Origin of the sequence: Trichocoleus sp. FACHB-591 (assembly GCF_014695845.1) — a bacterium.
GTDB lineage: Bacteria > Cyanobacteriota > Cyanobacteriia > FACHB-46 > FACHB-46 > Trichocoleus.
In genome coordinates this window covers 17,257-36,255 of record NZ_JACJPA010000010.1, presented here as the reverse complement: position 1 = coordinate 36,255, position 18,999 = coordinate 17,257, and the positions used below count along the sequence as shown (strand labels likewise).

Genomic DNA, 18,999 nt, shown 5'->3' with positions numbered 1-18,999 from the left:
CGACTCACCTACCGCTCTCAAAAAGCGAAGCAGAAGCTCCAAGCGGTTTAGTTGCAGATCCAGAGGGCAAGGAGTGACTTAATCAACATCCCTTTCTATTTCCGATAAGGTTTAATACAGAAATCACAGCGATTATAAATAGCGATTGTAAGCATTGATTTGTAGGGGCACCTTTTGTGGGTGCCTTAGTTTATTTTGAGAAGACTAATATCAAATATGTTGCTGACAAAGGAGAGTCTGGTAACGTTTTATAGTGGCGCGATCGCTTTGTTGACGTTTTTTAATCTGCTGAAATATTTATGTTGTCTACCGTTGCTCAGGTATATCCCGTTGTTTGGCAAGAAGGCCGAGTCTTGCTAATTGACCAAACCCGTTTGCCCAACGAATATATCGTTGTGGAAATTAGCCGCTATGAAGACATGGCAAGGGCAATTAAGACCATGATTGTGCGGGGGGCTCCGGCGATCGGGGTGGCAGCGGCCTACGGTGTGTACTTGGGGGCACGAGCGATTCAGACGAGCGATCGCGATCAATTTTTGGCTCAACTAGAAACAGTGGCTCAGGAGTTGCGGGAAACTCGCCCGACTGCGGTGAACTTGTTCTGGGCGATCGCGCGCATGCTGAAGACAGCACGGCAGACGATTGGGCCTGTGGAATATCTGAAGGAAACGCTGCTAGAAACAGCGAAGCAAATCAATGCAGATGATATCCAAACCTGTCAGGCGATCGGGGATTATGGGGTAAAGGCACTACCCACAAGCCCAGAAAAGCTGCGGATTTTGACTCACTGCAACGCGGGAGCTTTGGCAACTGCGGGCTATGGGACGGCTTTGGGTGTGGTGCGCTCGGCTTGGCGAGATGGACGATTAGAGCGAGTCTACGCGGATGAAACTCGGCCTCGGTTGCAAGGGGCGAAGCTAACAGCTTGGGAATGTGTTCAAGAAGGCATCCCAGTGACGCTGATTTCGGATGGGATGGCGGCACACTGCATGAAGCAGGGTCTCATTCATGCGGTTGTGGTTGGGGCCGATCGCATTGCAGCTAATGGAGATGCGGCGAATAAGATTGGGACTTATAGTGTGGCGATCGCAGCGAAAGCCCATAATATTCCTTTCTTTGTAGCTGCTCCCCTGTCCACCATTGATTTTTCTTTGTCGGATGGTAGTGGGATTCCTATTGAGGAACGCGATCCGGTTGAGATTTACCAAGTGGGTGACACTCGCATTTGTTCGCCAGGTGTGGAGTTCTACAATCCCGCGTTTGATGTGACTCCTGCGGAGTTGATTACGGCGATCGTGACTGAGTTTGGGGCATTTGCTCCAAGTGAGTTGAAGCCTCAGTTGCACGAAAAACAAGCAGTTTAACTACTTAAGGAACCAAGCCCTTGGGGGCACTCGCCCCCAAACCCCCGCTGAGGGACGGTTGCGTCCCCCAGACCCCCTCCAAAAGTTTGCCTTTAGCCGCCGTTTTCAAAGCCTTCTCCGCATCGGGGAGGGTTTGGGAGGGGTGACTTTGATCAATTTAGAACATTTCAGTCTTAAGAAGGGTGCTGTTCTCTGCTCAGGTGTTGCAATGGTTGGCAGTTGTTGACATGGGAGATCACGAATGCAAACTCGACAACTGGGTAGTCAAGGTTTGACGGTTTCTGCGATTGGCTTGGGCTGCATGGGCATGTCTGAGTTCTATGGTGCGGGGGATGAGGCAGAGTCGATCGCGACGATTCACCGGGCTTTAGAACTGGGGGTGACGTTTTTAGATACAGCGGATATGTATGGGCCGTTTACCAATGAGAAGTTGGTGGGACAAGCGATCGCGGACCGTCGAGATCAGGTAATTTTAGCGACTAAGTTTGGTAATGAACGCAGTCAGGATGGAAAATTCCTTGGCGTGAATGGCAAGCCAGAATATGTGCGGCAGTGCTGTGATGCTTCTCTGCAAAGGCTCGGCGTTGATTATATCGATCTCTACTACCAGCACCGGGTAGACCCAACTATACCCATTGAAGAAACGATTGGGGCGATGGCAGAGTTGGTGCAGCAAGGCAAGGTGCGCTATTTAGGCATGTCAGAGGCGGCTCCTGCCACGATTCGGCGGGCGCAAGCGGTGTATCCGATCAGTGCGTTGCAGACGGAGTATTCGCTCTGGAGTCGTGACCCAGAAGACGAGATTCTACCAACGGTGCGAGAGTTAGGAATTGGGTTTGTGGCCTACAGCCCGCTCGGTCGCGGTTTTCTTTCAGGACAGATCAAGAGTCTAGATGACTTGGCCCCAGACGACTATCGACGATATTCGCCCCGCCTCCAAGGAGAAAACTTCAATAAAAACCTGCAACTGGTGGAGCGAGTACAACAGATTGCGGCAGAGAAACAGATGACGCCCTGTCAGTTGGCTTTGGCTTGGTTACTGGCTCAAGGTCAGGATATTGTGCCGATCCCTGGAACCAAGCGGCGGCAATATTTGGAGGAAAATGTGGCAGCGGTGGATGTCACGTTAACAGCAGAGGAGTTGGCCCGGATTGATGAGGTGGCCCCAAAAGGGTTTGCCGTGGGCGATCGCTATCCGGATATGAGTACAGTCAATCGCTAGCTCGAATCGCTGAAGCTAGCGCAAGACCCAAGCCAAAAACCGCTCGACATAATAGAGAGTTACCTGGCTCCCCAGCCCTTGAAAGACTTCATCAAAGCTGTGCTCGGCCCAAGGAAGCTCTAGCAGGGCTACGGGGCTACCCACAGACCGCAATCGTTGGTACATGCCCTGGGCAAATTTGACTTCCACCAGATGATCGCGCCGACCATGGACAAGTAATGTGGGAGGCAAAGGTCGAGTGACATAAGTTGCGGGGGAAGCCTGTCGATACAGGGCTGGTTTCTCAGTTGGGGTGCCGCCCAAGAAAGCTCTTAAAACTGCCCGGACATCGATCGGGTCAGGTTCAGGCGGATCGGTGTAACCTGCCGTCAAGTTGAAAGGGCCGTAGTAGCTGACCACCGCTCGAATCGGCAGAGCGTCGGGTTGATAGGCTGCTAGCATCGCCAAGTGCCCACCCGCAGAGCGACCCAGCAAGGCTATGCGATCGCCATCTGCTTCATATTCAGTGGCATGTTCGCGCACAAAAGCTAAAGCGGTGCGGACATCCTCTAGTTGCGCTGGGAACTGATGCTGAGGTGCATGGCGGTAGTCGATCGCGAATACGGTGTAACCTCTGGCAGCCATGTAACGGCTGAAAACAGCATTTGCTAATGGGCTTCCTCCTCGCCAAGCCCCACCGTAAATTACCACTAAGGCTGGATAGCGACCTACCTGGGGCGGTCGGTAAACATCCATGCTGAGCTGTACGCCGTCCGGTTTGGCGAAAGGGATGTTGGGGGCATAGCGCACCGGACTAGCTGGAATTCCAGTAAAAACCTGCTGCAAAACAAAAGGTTGCGATCGCGGTCTCTCTGTATCTCCCTTGGTATTTTGGGCGGCTTGGCGATCTAATTGCTGGCTCACCTGCTCATAGCTCGCCCCAAAATTTGCTTGCAGCTCATCATTGTTTCGTTGCGATGCAAGGGGTAGCTGCAATAGGGGTAGCATACTCAGCCCCAATCCCACCAAGCCCAGCAACACAGCTAAGCGTTGGAGCCAACTCCGCCGCATCCCTAGAGATGCCAGCAGGCAAGCGATCGCATTAAACCCGATCAACCAAGGACTCAGCTCTGGCGTCGCTACTCCTAAAGGTAGCAGAGCTAGGGTTGGCGCAGGTACGACAATCCAAGCGCTCAGAAACAAGGTGACGCTACTGAGGAATAAGGCCAAACAAGCGTAAAGAGTTCGTAAAACGGACGGCATCCAAAATTACCTGTTTTGTCAGGGGAACATCATACTTAAGGCAGAATATTTCGACTTTGCTTCAAACTTTCTCTATTTCGTGCCAATCTCTATCTAAAGGAATAGGTTGCACTAAATTCGCTTTCGTTTATAAGGAAAGTACGTAAAAACCATATGACTGATAACAATACTTAAACAATACTTAAACACTAAATCTTGAGGGAAACTACATGCGTTCTGCCATGCTTGCTTTTTTTGGCGCAGGGCTTGGAGTGGTGGTTGGGGCGGTTGCAGGTCAGGCTCAAACCACTAACTCACCAGCGGTACTGCCCGGTAGTGTGACATTGTCCAGTCAATCTCTTCAAGGCGTACAAACTCGCAGCCTGAATGACTTTAAAGCGCCTAAGTCTCAAGTGAATCTGGAGTTGCGTGGCAATTCCAATTCTGTACGTCCCGCTGCACCAGGTTTCAAAGTGCAAGATCGAACGGTGGTGATTGTAGAGCGATCGCGTCCCTCAGAAAAAAACTCAACGGTGTTCTTGGATGACGTTGGTAGCGATCGTGAGCAACGGTTTAAGGTGCAGTATCAGTTAACGGAGCAGTAGTTGCAATTTTTCCTATTCTTCCTAGCAGTGGTTTTTTGCTGGAGCTACAAGCGATCGCCTGATTAATAGAGATTGTGCGATCGCTTCTTCTAGTTGTTTTCAGCATCAGAAATCTATTGACTTTGCTGTGCTAAAAACTTCTGATTGGATCGTTTCACTTTAGCTATCCAGCGACGGTAGGACGACAAGATCTCCGCGTAGGGAACCGTAGTGTCAGACAACAGCTCAAACAGGGAAGTTGGAAAATGCTGCGGTAATAGTTGATGCAGCACCTTGCCCAATTTCTGTCTCACTATGAGTTCCAGAAATAAGGATTTAGATAGCGGAAATGGACTATCAGACAGTTCTACCAAAGCATGAGCATCGGGTTGGCGTCGTGTACTAAACTCTGGTAACACTAAGTTTAAGTCGTCAGAATATTCATCTAATAGACGATCCAATACTTCTACATCCTCGAAAGCAGCATTGCCTCCCTGACCCAAGGAGGGGGAAACGGCGTGAGCGGCATCGCCAATCAGTAACACGCTGTTGCCATAGTGATAATGACTGCAACGGATGGTCAGCACCTGGGAAACAGGACGATTGAGCAATGCTTCCGCTTCGGCATCAGTAATGAGTGGGCTTAAATCAGGGAAATTCTGATGGAAAAACTCTAAAACTTGAGTAGTAGTGTTCAGCTTCACAAACGAATTGTTGTTGCGAGAAAAAGTAATGACGCCACTGGCGATCGCCTCGCTGGTAGGAACCGCTAGAACTGTGGTGCCATCCTCCAATCGCCAACTATGGATATGTTCTGGTTTGAGATCTAGTCCTGCTGGCTCATTTCGTCGTAATGAAAAAAGAGTTTTGTAGTCGGTAGGTACATACTGGGCCTCAAGCGTAAATCCCTCCGTGGACAAAAAGTGATTTCTGATTACAGAGTGCGCTCCATCAGCCCCAATCAGCAGGTCATAATCAGCCGTCAACTCCTCTGCCACGCTGTTTTCAGTAATTCTTTCAAAGGTAATGCTTTGCCGCTCAAAATCTGCGGCAATACATTTACAGTTGAAGTGGAGAGTGAGGCGATCGCTCTGGTCTATTTCGGTGAGCTTTTCTAATAAGGTGATGACTAATTGGGTGCGATCGAGGGCAAAGAGTGGCTTCTGGCGAGATAACGTTCGCATTTTCCCTTTTCTACCATGCACCACTGTTCCCCAAATTGCGGTCCCTTGAGCTTTGACGCTCTCTTCCAACCCTGGAACCTGCCTTAAAGCATGGAGGCCTCTGGCGTTGAGGGTCAGGGGGTAGGTGCGAGCTTTTTCAAAGGAGACGCTGCGGGGGTCAGGACGGCGATCGTAAATTTCAATCTGATAAGCTTCCTGCCGCCGCAACAGATAATGAGCCAACAGAATCCCGCTCGGCCCAGCCCCCACAATTACAACTCTCTTCGCCATTGCTCCACCTCAAATTCGCGCTGATAGAACACTTATAGAATTAGATGCTACAGCCAATCTGCTAGTGGTAGGCTGCTAACGGTTGAGTTGCAGGTCTTATGTCTGTTTTTGCTGAGATACAAAATGCCAACGCCTTGATTGTGGGTGCAAATGGAGGCATTGGTTTAGGGTTTGTGCAGAAGTTGTTGCAGGACGATCGCGTCACCAAAATCTATGCGACTTATCGTCAACCCGAATCTGCAAGTGAGCTATTGGCGCTAGAACGCGAGCAGCCTGAGCGGTTAGTTTGTCTCCCGCTAGACATTACAGACGAAGCTCAAATTGCTGAATGCAGCGATCGCATTAAAGGCCAAGTAGACAAACTACATTTGGTGATCAACTGTGTTGGCATTTTACACGAGGAAGATTTGCAGCCAGAAAAGAGCTTGCGCCAAATTAATCCCGATCATTTAATGCGCTACTTTCAGATCAACAGCATTGGAGCGGTGCTTCTGGCTAAGCATCTATCGCCTTTGTTCGCCCATAGCGAGAGAAATGTCTTTGCCATGATCTCCGCCAAAATTGGCAGCATTGGGGATAACCAATTGGGTGGTTGGTATGGCTATCGGGCCTCTAAAGCGGCGTTGAATATGTTGATGCGGACTGTCGCGATCGAATATAAGCGCAAAAGCCCTAATACGATTGTAGTGACGCTGCATCCTGGCACCACTGATACTCGCCTCTCCAAACCATTTCAGCGGAATGTGTCGCCCGAGAAACTGTTTCCAGTAGAGCGCACTGTTGCTCAGTTGTTAGCTGTGATTGAAAATCTACAGCCTAAAGACAGCGGCGAGTTTTTCTCCTGGGATGGTAGCCGCTTGCCTTGGTAAAAGCTTGGCAAAACTAGGCTTGGCGTATTCAGCATTACAACCAGGTTTTACGAGTTAACAATTCTCCGGATAGAATCTTGTCTCTGCCTGTAGTGGAAGTTAGGGCTAGCGATCGCCAGTACGCTGCATAGCAGTAGCTGCTAACAAAGGTTTCACTATGCAAACGAACACCTCTAACTTGCTTCAGCGCCTTGACGGTGCCGAACGACTTTTTGCCATGATTCTTGGTGTAGTCTTTTTAGCCGTTGGCATTGCTGGATTTATCCCTGGCTTGATTGCTATGCCTGCGGTGGCAGGAGATGCACCGCTCTATGTTCCCGATTTGTCTTTCCCGGATGGGTATGGCAACGTCTTCGGCTTATTTCCTACCAATTTCTTGCATAACGCGGTTCATATTGCGGTCGGTGTTTTAGGTTTGGCTGCTGCCACCAGTTTCTCTGGATCATTGGTGTTTAACCAAGGGTTTGCGATCGCTTATATCCTGATTGCCATCATGGGCTTGCTGCCAGCGACTAATACCACTTTTGGCCTCATGCCTATCTTTGGTAACAACGTTTGGTTCAATGCTCTGACTGGATTGGCCGCTGCTTATTTTGGTTTCATTAAGCCCCTCAAAGTTCAAGAGCAGATTACTTCTGCACCTAAAGCGTAGGTATGAGATAAGCGCGAAGTAAATACAAGATAGTTGATAGGTGCGATCGCTATCTTGTAGAGTTTTCAGCATAAAGCTTTTGATTTTATTTCAGTTGAGTTAATCAACTCTTCTTTTTAACTTTTCTCTCCCTCCGCTCTCCCCCGACAATAAGTTTGTGGGAGAGATTTTCTATGCTTCATCGAAAGAGGGAATTAGGGCGATTTAAGGCAATAAATTCTCTGGCAAATTTGTCTTTGCAGCGTAGGCTACATCTCTGGATTGATGAGTTGCCTCAGCGGAATCATAACAATGTAGGGGCTATTAACAATTCTGCAAGCGTTGCGCTGTAGCCAACTTTGCAGATAAAGAAAGTGATGGAAGAAAGTATGACTGATAATCAACAAAAACGTGCCCTAGGAGCTTTTTCTACTCGTTCAGCGGTCGAAACTGCGCTCCATGAGTTGCAAGCTACTGGTTTTCCGATGAATCAAGTGTCTGTGATTGCTAAGAACGCAGACGAAAGCCAAGAAGTGAGTGGCGCTCATATGCAAAGTCAGGTTGGCGATCAAGAAGTCGGAGCAGGAAACGCCACTGCTTCTAACTTGGCCTATGGGGGTGCTGCCGCTACAGTGTTATTGGGTCTGACCAGCCTCAGCATCCCTGGAGTTGGTGCCGTATTGGCTGCGGGTACCTTAGCGGCTTCTCTGGTGGCTAGCGTCGCAGGTGCTGGGATTAATGCCGCTTCAGCAAATAGCGTAGTGCAAGCGATGGCTGCGTCAGGAATTGCTAAAGAGCAAGCTGAGATCTACAGCGATCGCTTGTTGCGAGGTGATTATGTGGTGCTAATCGAAGGGAGTGATGCCGAGATTCAGCAGGCAGCAGATGTCCTCAGTCAGAAGAGTATTCAAGATTGGGGCATCTACGCAGCAGCAAATGCTTGAGTTATGCTTTGGGTGTTCCTAAGCTAATCGCACACGAGGCTCAGTAATCGTGACATCAGATTCAGCTAAGTTTGGCGAACAAACCCTCAATAAGATGGCGACTATGGCGATCGCTAGCATGATTAAGGATGCCGAAGAAGTGGATGTCCAGATCAAAACCGATGTGAGCAAACTGGCTCAAGGGCAAGTTGATTCGATCGCCATTAAGATCCAGGGTTTATTGATGCAGTCTAGCTTACGTCTGGAGGAATTTTACCTCCAGATCAATCGAGTGGCAGTTAAGCCTTTCAGTGCAATGTTCGGCAAAATTAAGCTGATGCATCCGGCTGATGGCACGATTCGCGTAGTCGTTAACGAAGCTAGTCTCACCCAAGCTCTGAATTCTGCCTCGGTGCGGAAGAAGCTGCCATCGCTGCCCCAGCTGACTAAAACTCAGGCGGGAGATCACTCAATTCAGCAAGTGAAATGTTATTTGCTGAGTGATGGCCATCTGGCCTTTAACGTGGGCTTGAATACACCAGATCCATCACTGCCGTCTATGTCTTTTACAGCGACACCCGAGATTGGCAACGATGGGCAAGGGATTGTGCTGCAAAATCTATCACCTGTGGATCATCCAGGCTCTTTGGCTGAAATCACGACGGCTTTAGTGGCTCAAATTAGTGACCTCCTCAGTTTGCCTGAGTTTAAGCATCAGGGTATGTCTGTGCAAATTCAGCAACTGGAGGTGGTCACTGGCAAGTTAAGCTGGGAAGCGATCGCTTCCATCGATCAATTTCAGTCTACATAAGATTTGCCTCCCTCTATCCTTAGATTAAAGCTTTATCTTGTAACCTCCTTCTAATCCGCCTGCATCCCTGCTATGACTCACTTTGGTATTATTTGTCCGCCCTATCCGGGGCACTTGAACCCCCAAGCAGCCCTGGGTCGAGAGCTACAAAGCCGGGGGCATCGAGTGACATTGCTGCAAATCCCGGATGTTGCTCTCAAAGTTCGCTCCGAAGGGCTAGAGTTTTATCCGCTTGGAGAATCTACTTATCAACCTGGATCGTTAGCCAAAACGTTTCAGCAGTTGGGTCAGTTGAGTGAAATGGAGGCGCTTAACTACTCTGTGGATTTTTGCCAACAGGTGACGGAGATTATTTGTCGGGATGCGCCAGGGGCGATCGCTGAATTAGGCATTGAGGCTTTGCTAATCGACCAGTTAGAACCAGCCGGAGAAACGGTAGCAGAAGGCTTGCATCTCCCTTTTGTGACTGTTTCCTGTGGTCAAGCAATTCATCGACGAGCAGATGTACCTCCTTTTTTTACGCCTTGGCGCTACCGAAAAGCTTTGTGGGCCAAGCTTCGTAATCAAGTCGCCTACTACATGCTAGACCGCAACTGCCAACCAATTCTCGATACCATCAACCACTACCGCCAGCAGTGGAATTTGCCACCTTATCAGGGCTTATATTCCACCTCAACTCGCTTGGCTCATGTTAGCCAACAGCCTGCGGCCTTTGATTTCCCTTGCCCCAATTTACCCATAGACTTCCACTACACTGGACCTTTTCGGAATCCGTCTCCCTGTGGCGTTGATTTTCCGTTTGAGCAGTTGACGGGACAACCACTAATTTACGCCTCCTTAGGCAGCATTCAGAACACCAAAGCTGCCCTGTTTCGGGCGATCGCGGCGGCTTGTGAAGGCTTAGATGTGCAACTCTTAATTGCCCATGGCGGCGGCATCAGCGCAGAAGATATCCAGAGTTTCCCTGGTTCTCCTTTGGTGATGGAGTATGTGCCACAAGTAGAAGTGTTGGCCAGAGCTAGCTTAACGATTACTCATGGTGGTCTCAACACAGTTCTTGATTCTCTCACTCATGGTGTGCCTTTGGTGGCGATTCCCATCACTTTCGAGCAACCCGGAACAGGAGCGAGAATCCGCGAAACAGGGGTTGGAGAAGTATTGCCGTTGAAGCGTTTGAGGGTAAAACGTCTAAGAAAAGCCATCCAACGGGTTCTCACCAAAGAGTCCTATGCCCAGAATGCTGCTAGAGTTCAACAGTCTATCCGTGACTCAGGAGGCGTGCACAGAGCGGCTGAGATTATCGAGCACGCTGTGAAGTCTCAGGTGCGAGATTTATCTGAAGTGGCATCTCGTGTAGCGATGAATGTTCTCCCCAGTGCCCAAGCAACGTTGTCAGAAAAGTAGATTGCTGTGGTTATGGATAGAGAGTTTTGGAGGAGACTAAAAGAAAATGCTGGCAACCGATTGAACGTTTACCAGCATTCTACCTACAGCTCCAAAATTTCTTCACTCTACAGAAAACACAGAAAACAGAGACTAGCCATGATGTTGTTTAAACAAAGCGGCCATTTGACTGCTTCCGTCTAATGCCAATCACTGCGGGCTTGGGTGGGCCTTCAGAATTTCCCTGGATATTGCTGGGCCAGTTGCTTCCCCGTAACAGCGATCGCCGTTGAGTGAACAAAGTACCGTCCAAATTCAGCATCTCAATATCCCGGCTCAGAGGTACTTGAGGGCTGAACGGACAATCTTCACCGGGATGCTGTACCGAAAGAATTAAGGTATCTCCCACAAAAGTGGGTCCTGTCATTTCACAGCGGAAAGGACCGTAGGCGAAGGGCACCACTGTTCCAGCATCCGGGCCGCTCATGGGAATGAAGAAGAGCCAGTTGTTGCCAAACACACCAATCAAATTAGAAGTCTGGACATTTTTGTTGGAGTCGGTTTGGCTCGGTGCGGTTGCCCCCACCACGCTATGCTCAATCAGAAGTGGATTCGCGGCTGCCCCCACATCAAAGCCATTGTGAGCGGCTGTAGACATGTCGGTGACACCCCAGACATTTCCTTGACTGTCAAAGGCCAGGTTATCCACATTGGCAAAGCCATCGCCGTTCTCGGTGCCTGCTTCCCCTCCCTTGGCTAAGCGCTCCCAGCGGAAAGAGGTGCCCGTACCATCGGCACTGGTTTCTACAATCTTGAACAGTTCGCCGGAAGGTTGGTCGTCTCTAACGTCAGGGCTGTATTTGGAGACAACAAAGATGCGGGAATCCGGATAGCCATCTCCACCTGGAGCCCCATCGGTATAAGCGATGAAGACTTCTTTGGTGCGGGGGTGCACTTCAATATCTTCGGGGCGGGCTGTGGGAGTCGCACCAATTAGGTTGGCGGCTAAGAAGGCATCCACCAAAACCGCCCCTTGACTGGTATAGAAGTCTGATAACTTCTTGTTGCGGTAGTCAGGCAAGAATGTCGCTTCGTTGGTTGTTTCGATGTTGAGCGAACCTCCACTGCTGGTTTGGCCTGCAATACCAACGCGCTTAGGCAGCGGTAAACGACCATTTCTGGTCGCAGTGCCCAAAGCCGCAATCTCAACCGAGGCGAGCACAGAGGGGGAAATCGGGTTGGTTGGGGCATTCAGCAGCAGCGGAATCCATTCTCCAGTGCCATTCGCGTTGTAGCGGGCCACATACAAAGTGCCATCTTCAAAGAGACGACTGTTATTTTTGTCGTTAGGAGATGTGACTCGGCCACTGCTGACAAACTTATAAGTATGGCCACCTCGGCGATCGTCGCCCATGTAACCCACTAATTGCTTGCCCGCTTCCACTCGCATCGCAATGTTTTCGTGGCGGAAGCGACCGAGTGCTGTGTGCTTGCGGGGACGGAAATCAGAATTTGCTGGATCTACTTCTACCATCCAGCCATATTTCTCACCCACTAAGCCAAAGGCCTCGCCCGTGGTGCCTGGAGTGTAGCTGGCTTGAGTACCATTGGGCTGTACCGCTTCTGTGACCCCGACAAAGAAAGCTGCCGCTCCTTGAAAGTTCTCCTCAGCGGAAAGCACCGTACCCCAAGGTGTAGTGCCACCGGAGCAGTTGAAGCCTGTACCAATAATCTTAGTTCCTAACCCATCTGTACTAAGGTTGAAGACCTGAGTGGCAGCAGGTCCCGTACCGAGTAGGTAGTTCTGATCGCCTTGCTGATAGCTCTGAGTGCCCCAGGCTGTGATTCCTTTGTATGTGTCCGATCGCTGGCTGTTGATTCCTAAACCAGACAAACCATGCAGGCGGCGGTTGTTGGCATCTCCTTTGACCACACTAAAGCGATCGCTACGGCTTTGACGAGAAATCCGGACCACGGAACCGCCGATGTTATACAAAAACTCACCGAATAGTTGCAGGTTTTTGGTGTTAGGCAAATCTTGGCCCACAACTAACGGATAAGAGCTAGGCGTTCCCTGAACATCTGCGGGCGCCTCTGGAGCCAACCCAGAGAAGGGGAAGGAAATATACTCGTGGTTGACCCAGAGATAGCCATCACTCAAACTTCGGTTGGTAGGGATGAAGGCGGTGTAGTCGTTGTTGTAGCCAAAATAGTCTTCTGGATTGGGGAAGACGCGATCGCCCCAACTCACAATGACGTAACGCTCATACTCTGGTGGCACTACTACATCGTCTAGCACGGTGTAGCTCGTGAGCCTGGTGTCAGTCGTTGGATTTAAAGTCTGACCTTGATTAATTCCTGTCGGTAGGTAGCTGGGCTGCTCTTGGTAGATAGGCAAAGGATGCGGTAAGCGTAGCGGGGTTAGTTTCAGAGGTTGAGCTGCTTCAGCAACACTAGTGTCAGTGCCAAATAGTTTATTGCCGAGGGTAGGAGCCAGCACGGCAGCACCAGCACTGCTCCCGAAGAAAATTAGCAGTTGTCTGCGGGTGAACTTGGACATGAAACTCTCTCTTTAAGGATCACTAGGAACTTTTGGGCTCAAAGCATTCTTCGCATCCAAGCTGAGCTGTGACAGGCAAAAACCAAGGTTGAGTGGTTTATTGACTGGCCCTCATTGATTAACTCAATCCGTATTTTTTACGAATTGGGTGCTTGTAATTGATACATTTATTTGCCCCTCAGAAACCATATCTTGAAGAAATTAAGGTCAGTTAATCTTCGGGTTAATGAGGACTTGAATTTCTATTAATAACTTCTTAATATGCGATCGCCCTTCAGCAGGCCCTTCCGGCAAGAACCCATATCCATTTCTTTAGATAGACTAACTTTTGCTGTAACTATTCCAAAAGTGTGGTGTTTGATAATAAAGGCAAAACTTGACTTGGCATTAATTCAAGATTAATCAGCTTTTAACCCATTCATCCTTTATTGAGGAGAGGTAAGTAAAATTGCTGGCATCATTTTATTCAAAAACCCATGATCAAAAATACTTTCAGTTTTACGGCGCTCGTTCTTCTAACCAGCCTGGCTTTTCCTACAGCCGGGAAAGCAGACGTGGTTAACGGTAGTTTTGAAGAGGGTTTTAAAGGTTGGGAAACCATTGGTGAAACAACGATTGAGACGGAGCAATTTGGCAGTGGCCCGGTAGAAGGCAAATCCCAAGCTTTCTTGTCTACTGCTTATCAAGAGTTACTTGGTTTTGATACCCAAGGAAACGAGATTATCGGGGGTGATGCCGCGATCGCATCTTTTGTCACAGGCTTTGAAAACTTGGAAGAGTTTTTGAATTTACCCTCATCTTTTTTGTCCGACAATACTTTGTCTAGTCTGGCAACCGGAGAAATTATTGAAGGCTCAGCAATTAAGCAAACTTTCAAGGCTAACGCAGGCCAATCGCTCACCTTTGCCTGGAATTTCCTGACTGAGGAGTTTACTCAGGCAGTTGATAACAGCTCTTTTGAGGATTTTAATGATTTTGCTTTCGTGTCTCTACAGCGCCAATCTGACTTAAATACTGTGTTGCTTCCCTTAGCCGATACCCTGAATAGCTCTTTTCAATTTTCTAACCATAGCTTGTTCTTTGGAGAAACTGGCTTCCAGGAGTTCTCCTACACCTTTGAGCAATCAGACACTTACACCCTCGGAGTTGGAGTCGTTGATGTGGGGGATGGCGACTTCGTTTCTGGGTTACTTGTGGATCAGGTAGATGTACCTGAAACAAGCCCAGCCGTAGGTTTAGTGGCCTTAGGTGCTTTAGGTAGCTTATCCATCATGAAGCGTCGTTGGAAAAACAGCTAGAGTCCAAAATTGATCTGGTGCCTGATCGATTGCCGCAGGCGTTAGGAGCTGAGAACGGACGACAACAGCTCCTAACGCAACAGTTGGCAGTAAGCTGGTTTACGGCACTTGTATCAATCCATCATGGCAACGATTAACGATAACTACCTCAAGCTCAAAGCAGGCTACCTGTTCCCTGAGATCGCTCGCCGAGTCAATGCCTTTGCTGAGGCCAATCCAGCAGCAAAAATTATTCGACTGGGGATTGGGGATGTCACCGAACCCTTACCTGAAGCTTGTCGCGCCGCGATGATTCAAGCGGTGGAAGACATGGGCGATCGCAGTGCCTTCCGAGGCTACGGTCCAGAGCAAGGCTACGCTTGGTTGCGGGAGAAAATTGCTCAGTTCGACTTCCAAGCTCGTGGTTGTGAGATCAGCGCCGATGAAATTTTTATCTCGGATGGCTCGAAGTGCGACACAGGCAACATCCTAGATATTTTTGGCGACAACAACACGATTGCGGTAACGGACCCAGTCTATCCCGTCTATGTCGATACCAATGTCATGGCAGGTCACACGGGCGCAGCCAACGACAAAGGCGAGTTTGAGGGCTTGGTGTACCTCCCTGTCACCGCTGAAAACAACTTCACCGCTGAGATTCCCACTCAGAAGGTAGACCTAATTTACCTGTGCTTCCCCAACAACCCCACAGGCGCAACCGCTAGCAGAGAACACCTCCAAGCTTGGGTAGACTACGCCAAAGCCCACGGCTCGATCATCTTCTTTGATGCTGCTTACGAAGCCTTTATCACCGATCCAACCATTCCTCACTCCATCTACGAGATCCCTGGAGCCAAGGATTGCGCGATCGAATTCCGCTCCTTCTCGAAGAATGCTGGCTTTACCGGAACTCGTTGTGCCTTGACTGTCGTACCCAAAAACCTCAAGGCTAAAGCTGCTGATGGCTCGGATGTAGAACTGTGGAAGCTGTGGAACCGCCGCCAATCCACTAAGTTCAATGGTGTATCCTACATTGTGCAGCGAGGGGCTGAAGCGGTTTACTCAGAAGCAGGCCAAGCCCAAACTAAAGCGCTCGTGAGCTTCTACTTAGAAAACGCCAAAATCGTTCGCGAGCAACTCACTGCCGCAGGATTAGCGGTATACGGTGGTGTGAATGCACCTTATGTGTGGGTGCAGACGCCCAACAATCTCTCTAGCTGGGACTTCTTTGATAAATTGCTACAGACCTGCAATGTCGTCGGCACTCCTGGTTCAGGCTTTGGAGCTGCGGGTGAAGGCTACTTCCGCATTTCCGCCTTTAACAGCCGTGAAAACGTAGAAGAAGCCATGAAGCGCATTACCGAGAAGTTCAAGGCATAATCAATCCAGCCAAGATATAGGTGGGCGATCGCGTACATACATCAACGCGAGATGCCTAAATGAGACTTGGCACATGCAGTCTAGAAACTGAGGTGGGCATCATTTAGCCCACCTTATAGTTCTCGCAACTCAGCCAGATATAGCAATCCGCAACAGGTTATAAGAACAGGTTGTAAGGATAAGAGAAAAAGCCGTAGGCAGGCTTAAACCTTCGACTAGCAAGTTTCAAGGTTTCATACAGAAGTACATGCAGAAATGACAGTAAATTACATAGAAATGTAACTTTTCTGCCTTGCCATCCAGTATTTCTACAAGACTATGATGACTGAGTACTGAATATTTCACGACCTAGCATGAAGCAAGCTGTATTAGATTGCTGTTTAAGCAATGTGGAGGGGTGGATATGGACGTAAGCCTGATTATGTCTAACATCTTGAATCCACCAGTGCTGTTTTTCTTCTTGGGAATGACAGCGGTTTTTGTGAAGTCAGACTTGGAGATTCCGCCACCGATTCCCAAGCTGTTCTCACTGTACTTGCTGTTTGCAATCGGCTTTAAGGGAGGGGTAGAACTTGCTAAAAGCGGTCTGAATCAGGAGGTATTCCTGACGATGCTAGTAGCAATCGTGATGGCGTGCTTAGTGCCTATCTACACGTTCTTTATTCTGAAGATTAAGCTTGACGCTTATAATGCTGCCGCGATCGCTGCGACTTACGGCTCGATTAGTGCCGTCACCTTTATTACCGCTAGCTCATTCCTACAACAACTAAGTATTGACTTTGATGGCTACATGGTGGCTGCTCTGGCTCTGATGGAGTCTCCAGCGATCATTGTGGGATTGATCTTGGTCAATCTCTTTACTCAGGATCAGACAGAGCGTGATTTTTCTTGGCCTGAAGTTTTGCGAGAAGCATTTCTGAATGGTTCAGTTTTCTTGCTAGTTGGTAGCCTGATTATTGGCTTTTTGACAGGGGAGCATGGCTGGAAAGTCTTATCTCCCTTTACACAGGATATGTTTTATGGCGTCCTGACCTTCTTCTTGCTAGATATGGGTTTAGTCGCCGCCAAAAGAATTAAAGATTTAGAGAAAACTGGTCCATTTCTGATCTCATTTGCCATACTGATCCCAATACTTAATGCTGGAATTGGGCTGCTGATTGCCAAGCTGATTGGGATGCCTCCAGGAAATGCCCTCCTATTTTCTGTGTTGTGCGCTAGTGCCTCTTATATCGCTGTGCCAGCCGCCATGAGGTTAACGGTTCCAGAAGCTAATCCGAGTCTATATATCTCTACGGCTTTAGCTGTGACATTCCCCTTTAACATCATTTTCGGCATTCCTTTGTATTTGTACGGGATCGATTTGCTATGGAGATAAGATCATGCATGTGGTAAAAAAAATTGAAATTTTTTCAGACTCCGTAGAGTTAGGCAAAATTATTAGCGCCTTGGAACGAGGTGGGGTTTCTAGTTACACCGTGATTCGTAATGTGGCAGGCAAGGGAGTGCGTGGCGGCGTATTTGATGACTCTGCCGTGACGATGTTAGACAACGCTTATGTCATCGCCTTTTGCTCGCCTGACATCCTTAAATCTGTTGTGGAAATTGTGCGACCTATTCTGAATAAGTTTGGGGGATCTTGCTTTATTTCTGATGTGATGGAGATCCGCACTATGAAGTGTGTGTCTTCTCTATAACAGGGCGATAACAGGGCGATCATCCTGTTATCGCCTACTAGTTGATTGCTAAAAATAATCAGTCATTCGTGAAGAAAGGTGAGAGACGCGATGAAACAAATGAGTCAACGGACGAGTCGCCGAGAGCTATTAAAGCTGTTTGGAGTCGGTGGAGTTGGCTTGGTCGCTGCGACAGCTACTAGCTTGAGATATGCTGAGCCTGCCTATGCCGATCAGTCCACCGCTGAGACTGAAAATTCTGAGGCAGTGAGTTCAGAGGCGGCATTACAAAGACTGCTGGATGGCAATCAGCGGTTTATGCAGCAAAAACGGCAATACCCGCATCAAGCAGCGAGAGATTTACAGGCAGTGGCAACGGTACAGCACCCCTTTGCCACTTTACTGACTTGTGCTGACTCACGGGTACCTGGAGAAATTATTTTTGACCAAGGTATAGGTGATTTGTTTGATGTGCGTGTCGCTGGCAATGTCGTGACCCCAGAGGTCTTGGGCAGCCTAGAGTATGCGGCAGCTCTCTTAGGAACTCGCTTGATTATGGTGGTTGGGCACGAACGCTGCGGCGCTGTGACAGCGGCGATTCAAGGAGGGGCGCTTCCGGGCCACGTCAGTACGTTTGTCAAAGCCATTAAGCCCGCGCTGGCCAGCATTAAAACTAAATCGGCTGATGTCAATCAGCAAATTGATCAAGCGGTGACTGCAAATGTGCAGTATCAAGTTGAGCAGCTAAAGCAAAATTCTAGCGTGTTAGCGCAACTAGAGTTGGAGCGCAAGCTAAAGATTGTAGGGGGACGATACGACTTGGATACAGGAGCCGTGACTCTCGTTACCTGAGATTTCTCAACAGATTTCATTGTTCAGCGTAGGCGATCGCCCTTTGAGTTGGAGGTGGATCGCCTACGCTCTTTTGTAGAGGCAACTTTGTCAGAACCAGAAGGCTAGCAAGCTCAAAACGCTACTGGGGCCGAGATGCACTGGCGAGCAGTTGGGATACGTCTGCGTGCAGCAAAGCAATCTCTGGCTCCTGTTGGATAGCGCGATAGTACCGCTTTTCTAACGTGGTCCCATCCTGAGCAGGTCGCAACATTTGGCGAGCTTGACTAAGCAGCTCATTAGCGGCACCGACTGTAATTGGCTCCTTCGCACTGAGGGCTTCATCAATCTGAACAATAAATTGAGAAATGGGACGGAGCCAGCTAAACCAGTCGTGATTTACGACCAGCTGAAAGTACTCACCCTTGGACTGAATGCGGCCAAAGAACTGCTCATAATTAACCCGTTCAAACTCTAGTAAAGCTTTGTGTAAGCGTAGTAGAGCAGCACGAACTTCCCGTAATCTTTCAATGCTGTTTTCTAGGGGTAAATTGTACACAGACATTGGTAGTGGCTCGATAAACACTACTTTGATCTTGGCACATTCCGACGGGCCTAGAGGGAGGTTTTCCCTACAGTCCTACTACCTAAACTCACCTGGATCAACGCTGATTGGAAAGGTTATTGGGAGAGAAAACCCACGAATAGCAAGGGTAAAAGAATCAGGGCAGATACGATTAACAATAGAGTTCCAGGTTCGAGCTTGATGATATTTTTCTCAGGATTTGGCATTGTGTTGCTTTCCTTCGCGATCGC

General features: G+C 49.0%; 17 protein-coding genes. 13 read left to right on the top strand and 4 right to left on the bottom strand.

What is annotated here, in order from left to right:
* The first annotated feature begins 299 nt into the window (after nucleotides 1-299).
* Nucleotides 300-1,364 (top strand): S-methyl-5-thioribose-1-phosphate isomerase, encoded by a 1,065-nt coding sequence (mtnA, locus tag H6F90_RS00505; protein ID WP_190549255.1) that lies wholly within the window; start codon nucleotides 300-302, stop codon nucleotides 1,362-1,364.
* 241 nt (nucleotides 1,365-1,605) lie between these two features.
* Nucleotides 1,606-2,586, top strand: a complete 981-nt coding sequence (locus H6F90_RS00500) for an aldo/keto reductase (RefSeq protein WP_190549253.1) — start codon at nucleotides 1,606-1,608, stop codon at nucleotides 2,584-2,586.
* 15 nt (nucleotides 2,587-2,601) lie between these two features.
* Here H6F90_RS00500 and H6F90_RS00495 read toward each other — a convergent pair whose 3' ends face one another.
* Complete coding sequence (locus H6F90_RS00495; protein WP_190549251.1) at nucleotides 2,602-3,828, bottom strand: alpha/beta hydrolase; 1,227 nt, start codon at nucleotides 3,826-3,828, stop codon at nucleotides 2,602-2,604.
* 209 nt (nucleotides 3,829-4,037) lie between these two features.
* Here H6F90_RS00495 and H6F90_RS00490 point away from each other — a divergent pair, with 209 nt between their 5' ends.
* Entirely contained in the window at nucleotides 4,038-4,412 is a 375-nt protein-coding gene (locus H6F90_RS00490) for a hypothetical protein (RefSeq protein ID WP_190549249.1), read from the top strand.
* Between the two features lie 113 nt (nucleotides 4,413-4,525).
* Here the strand turns inward: H6F90_RS00490 and H6F90_RS00485 are convergent, their stop codons facing one another.
* Nucleotides 4,526-5,845 (bottom strand): NAD(P)/FAD-dependent oxidoreductase, encoded by a 1,320-nt coding sequence (locus tag H6F90_RS00485; protein ID WP_190549247.1) that lies wholly within the window; start codon nucleotides 5,843-5,845, stop codon nucleotides 4,526-4,528.
* 98 nt (nucleotides 5,846-5,943) lie between these two features.
* Here H6F90_RS00485 and H6F90_RS00480 point away from each other — a divergent pair, with 98 nt between their 5' ends.
* The 5 genes from H6F90_RS00480 to H6F90_RS00460 all read left to right on the top strand — a co-directional run bounded on the left by H6F90_RS00480 (nucleotide 5,944) and on the right by H6F90_RS00460 (nucleotide 10,483).
* Nucleotides 5,944-6,714, top strand: coding sequence for an SDR family NAD(P)-dependent oxidoreductase (locus tag H6F90_RS00480; protein WP_190549245.1), 771 nt, complete (start codon nucleotides 5,944-5,946; stop codon nucleotides 6,712-6,714).
* A gap of 157 nt (nucleotides 6,715-6,871) precedes the next feature.
* The gene (locus H6F90_RS00475; RefSeq protein WP_190437673.1) at nucleotides 6,872-7,366 is read left to right on the top strand and encodes a DUF4383 domain-containing protein; all 495 of its coding nucleotides are present in this window, start codon (nucleotides 6,872-6,874) and stop codon (nucleotides 7,364-7,366) included.
* A gap of 368 nt (nucleotides 7,367-7,734) precedes the next feature.
* Nucleotides 7,735-8,289, top strand: a complete 555-nt coding sequence (locus H6F90_RS00470; protein WP_190437676.1) for a hypothetical protein — start codon at nucleotides 7,735-7,737, stop codon at nucleotides 8,287-8,289.
* Between the two features lie 49 nt (nucleotides 8,290-8,338).
* Nucleotides 8,339-9,079, top strand: coding sequence for a DUF2993 domain-containing protein (locus H6F90_RS00465; RefSeq protein WP_190549243.1), 741 nt, complete (start codon nucleotides 8,339-8,341; stop codon nucleotides 9,077-9,079).
* Between the two features lie 72 nt (nucleotides 9,080-9,151).
* Complete coding sequence (locus tag H6F90_RS00460; protein ID WP_190549241.1) at nucleotides 9,152-10,483, top strand: glycosyltransferase; 1,332 nt, start codon at nucleotides 9,152-9,154, stop codon at nucleotides 10,481-10,483.
* A gap of 148 nt (nucleotides 10,484-10,631) precedes the next feature.
* On the opposite strand, the gene H6F90_RS00455 is transcribed toward H6F90_RS00460, so the two are convergent.
* Nucleotides 10,632-13,022, bottom strand: coding sequence for a PhoX family phosphatase (locus H6F90_RS00455; RefSeq protein WP_190549239.1), 2,391 nt, complete (start codon nucleotides 13,020-13,022; stop codon nucleotides 10,632-10,634).
* A gap of 476 nt (nucleotides 13,023-13,498) precedes the next feature.
* On the opposite strand from H6F90_RS00455, the gene H6F90_RS00450 reads away from it, so the two are divergent.
* From H6F90_RS00450 to H6F90_RS00430, 5 genes are all read left to right on the top strand, one after another.
* Entirely contained in the window at nucleotides 13,499-14,320 is an 822-nt protein-coding gene (locus H6F90_RS00450) for a hypothetical protein (protein WP_190549237.1), read from the top strand.
* Nucleotides 14,321-14,443: 123 nt separating this feature from the next.
* Nucleotides 14,444-15,679 carry an LL-diaminopimelate aminotransferase gene (locus H6F90_RS00445; protein ID WP_190549235.1) on the top strand — a complete coding sequence of 412 codons (1,236 nt, stop codon included), beginning with the start codon at nucleotides 14,444-14,446 and terminating at the stop codon, nucleotides 15,677-15,679.
* A gap of 403 nt (nucleotides 15,680-16,082) precedes the next feature.
* Nucleotides 16,083-17,054, top strand: coding sequence for a sodium-dependent bicarbonate transport family permease (locus H6F90_RS00440; protein ID WP_190437690.1), 972 nt, complete (start codon nucleotides 16,083-16,085; stop codon nucleotides 17,052-17,054).
* A gap of 4 nt (nucleotides 17,055-17,058) precedes the next feature.
* Nucleotides 17,059-17,373, top strand: coding sequence for a P-II family nitrogen regulator (locus tag H6F90_RS00435; protein WP_190437693.1), 315 nt, complete (start codon nucleotides 17,059-17,061; stop codon nucleotides 17,371-17,373).
* Nucleotides 17,374-17,463: 90 nt separating this feature from the next.
* Entirely contained in the window at nucleotides 17,464-18,204 is a 741-nt protein-coding gene (locus tag H6F90_RS00430) for a carbonic anhydrase (RefSeq protein WP_242016973.1), read from the top strand.
* Between the two features lie 121 nt (nucleotides 18,205-18,325).
* On the opposite strand, the gene H6F90_RS00425 is transcribed toward H6F90_RS00430, so the two are convergent.
* Nucleotides 18,326-18,748 (bottom strand): hypothetical protein, encoded by a 423-nt coding sequence (locus H6F90_RS00425; RefSeq protein ID WP_190549233.1) that lies wholly within the window; start codon nucleotides 18,746-18,748, stop codon nucleotides 18,326-18,328.
* Nucleotides 18,749-18,999: the final 251 nt, after the last annotated feature.

Bases quoted from the DNA above. Each gene is read 5' to 3' on its own strand.
- H6F90_RS00435 (WP_190437693.1), top strand. From the start codon at position 17,059: ATGCATGTGGTAAAAAAAATTGAAATTTTTTCAGACTCCGTAGAGTTA.
- mtnA (WP_190549255.1), top strand. From the start codon at position 300: ATGTTGTCTACCGTTGCTCAGGTATATCCCGTTGTTTGGCAAGAAGGC.
- H6F90_RS00430 (WP_242016973.1), top strand. From the start codon at position 17,464: ATGAAACAAATGAGTCAACGGACGAGTCGCCGAGAGCTATTAAAGCTG.
- H6F90_RS00500 (WP_190549253.1), top strand. From the start codon at position 1,606: ATGCAAACTCGACAACTGGGTAGTCAAGGTTTGACGGTTTCTGCGATT.
- H6F90_RS00440 (WP_190437690.1), top strand. From the start codon at position 16,083: ATGGACGTAAGCCTGATTATGTCTAACATCTTGAATCCACCAGTGCTG.
- H6F90_RS00490 (WP_190549249.1), top strand. From the start codon at position 4,038: ATGCGTTCTGCCATGCTTGCTTTTTTTGGCGCAGGGCTTGGAGTGGTG.
- H6F90_RS00450 (WP_190549237.1), top strand. From the start codon at position 13,499: ATGATCAAAAATACTTTCAGTTTTACGGCGCTCGTTCTTCTAACCAGC.
- H6F90_RS00470 (WP_190437676.1), top strand. From the start codon at position 7,735: ATGACTGATAATCAACAAAAACGTGCCCTAGGAGCTTTTTCTACTCGT.
- H6F90_RS00455 (WP_190549239.1), bottom strand. From the start codon at position 13,022: ATGTCCAAGTTCACCCGCAGACAACTGCTAATTTTCTTCGGGAGCAGT.
- H6F90_RS00480 (WP_190549245.1), top strand. From the start codon at position 5,944: ATGTCTGTTTTTGCTGAGATACAAAATGCCAACGCCTTGATTGTGGGT.
- H6F90_RS00425 (WP_190549233.1), bottom strand. From the start codon at position 18,748: ATGTCTGTGTACAATTTACCCCTAGAAAACAGCATTGAAAGATTACGG.
- H6F90_RS00475 (WP_190437673.1), top strand. From the start codon at position 6,872: ATGCAAACGAACACCTCTAACTTGCTTCAGCGCCTTGACGGTGCCGAA.
- H6F90_RS00495 (WP_190549251.1), bottom strand. From the start codon at position 3,828: ATGCCGTCCGTTTTACGAACTCTTTACGCTTGTTTGGCCTTATTCCTC.
- H6F90_RS00460 (WP_190549241.1), top strand. From the start codon at position 9,152: ATGACTCACTTTGGTATTATTTGTCCGCCCTATCCGGGGCACTTGAAC.
- H6F90_RS00445 (WP_190549235.1), top strand. From the start codon at position 14,444: ATGGCAACGATTAACGATAACTACCTCAAGCTCAAAGCAGGCTACCTG.
- H6F90_RS00485 (WP_190549247.1), bottom strand. From the start codon at position 5,845: ATGGCGAAGAGAGTTGTAATTGTGGGGGCTGGGCCGAGCGGGATTCTG.